This window comes from Paenibacillus oryzisoli (assembly GCF_001653565.1).
Taxonomy (GTDB): domain Bacteria; phylum Bacillota; class Bacilli; order Paenibacillales; family NBRC-103111; genus Paenibacillus_E; species Paenibacillus_E oryzisoli.
Window position 1 is genome coordinate 1 of the sequence record NZ_LYPB01000020.1, and the last position, 1,648, is coordinate 1,648.

The window sequence follows — 1,648 nt, forward strand, 5'->3', positions numbered from 1 at the left end:
CAATGTCATTAAGTTAAACTCAAGACAAGACCGGGTATAAAAAGTGGAAACAGAAACGGCACGGGAGAAATCTCTGTGCCGTTTGTTTTTATGTAAACAAGGAAAAAAACGCATAGCAAATAAACGGATGGAATATCCGCTAAAAAAATGTTCATTTGAACTGAATTATGCTACTCTGTAGACGAAGCTGACAGCTGTTTTCCAACGGATTTTGCGCGTATTCTGCTGTCCTGGGCGGATGGGTCGAATTGGCAAAATGTTTTTGCGAATCAGCGCTTCAACATCAGGCGGGGGTTCATCATCCTTTGAACGCAGGAAATGTCTACAAACGTGAACGGCAACCGTGAAGTTGACTTGGTAGTGGTACCGTTTGTCCATCTGGGAAATGACGACGTGCGAGGTCATCATTTCAGCAAAATTGTACATGATCATTCTTGCGAAAATCTCTTGGATGATGGACTCTTGTTTCTTTGCGTGAAAACTCGTCAACCCGACGGTGTATTTCAGCGCTCTGAAAGAAGTTTCAATGCCCCATCGCATGTTATACAGGGACCTCAGTTCATCGGGTGAGAAATCAGCGGCTGAAAGATTCGTAATGACGGTTTCATAAGTACCACCTGGCAGGGCGAAACGAACGACCCGAAAGGTAATCGGGTAATATAGGTTTTCATGTAAATCTAAAAAATCAAATATAGAATTAGACGGGACGAATCTATAAATCTCGGGATGAGCCTTGACCTCTTTGGTCTGTTTTCTGGTGAGTGTCCGATGAACCTCCACATCAAACTCCCCGCTAGTGGGTAAACGTAAGCCAGAAAGAATACCGCTGGAATTCAAGTCCTTTACCCGTATGATGTAGTTCCAACCCTTGCGCTCAATATGGGCAAAATTATTGTAACTTTCAAAACCTCTGTCGGAAATAACAATGATTTTTCCTTTGATGGGGGAACGATCCACCATAGCTGCTAGGGCTCTTCCCTCGTTACTTAATCTTCGCGGCTGAACAATGGCATCCACGTAAAGTCTGTTGCAGAGGTCATATGCTGCGTTCAAATGTAGAAGATTATAGCCCTTCGTGTTAGGTTGATTTTGAAAATAGGTATCCGGATCCTCTGGATCCGTCGCGATATGCAAATCCGAACCATCGATGGCCAGTAATCGATACCCTCGGTAGTCCTTGATATCCGTATAGGTCTGCGTAAATTCGTGGAACAAGAATTCCACGGCAGACGGTAAGATCTTATTCCTCTGCTGAACGAAAGCAGAAGTGGTTGCGGTGTTTGCATCATAGCCCTGCGACTCCAAGAGCTCTTTATAAATGCTGTTACCGCCCATTGAGATCAGGAGTTGCATAACCGTTTCAAAGGGCAGCTTTTTCTTTCGGGTAAAATCTTTTTCAGGGTTTTTGACATAAGGTGCGGATAGCGCTGACATTTCTCTTATGAGAGATGTCAGCGTTTCTTTTAGCGAATTCGCATACGCATTCATTGGCGTAACCTCCTTGGTTTTTCAAGGGGCTTCGCCACACACTTTCAACTGCTTGTCAAGTCCTACTTCTCATTTTTGCGCAAAAAAAAGAGCTGGCTATCTTTCGATAACCTGCTCTTTCTCTTGAATTTTGGTATTGCGCCTTAACTTAATGACATTG

General features: G+C 43.8%; 1 protein-coding gene. It reads right to left on the reverse strand.

What is annotated here, in order from left to right; translation table 11 throughout:
- Positions 1-165 precede the first annotated feature (165 nt).
- A complete protein-coding gene (locus A8708_RS00125) occupies positions 166-1,488 on the reverse strand; it encodes an IS4 family transposase (protein ID WP_068661517.1) in 1,323 nt (440 codons plus the stop codon).
- Positions 1,489-1,648 lie beyond the last annotated feature (160 nt).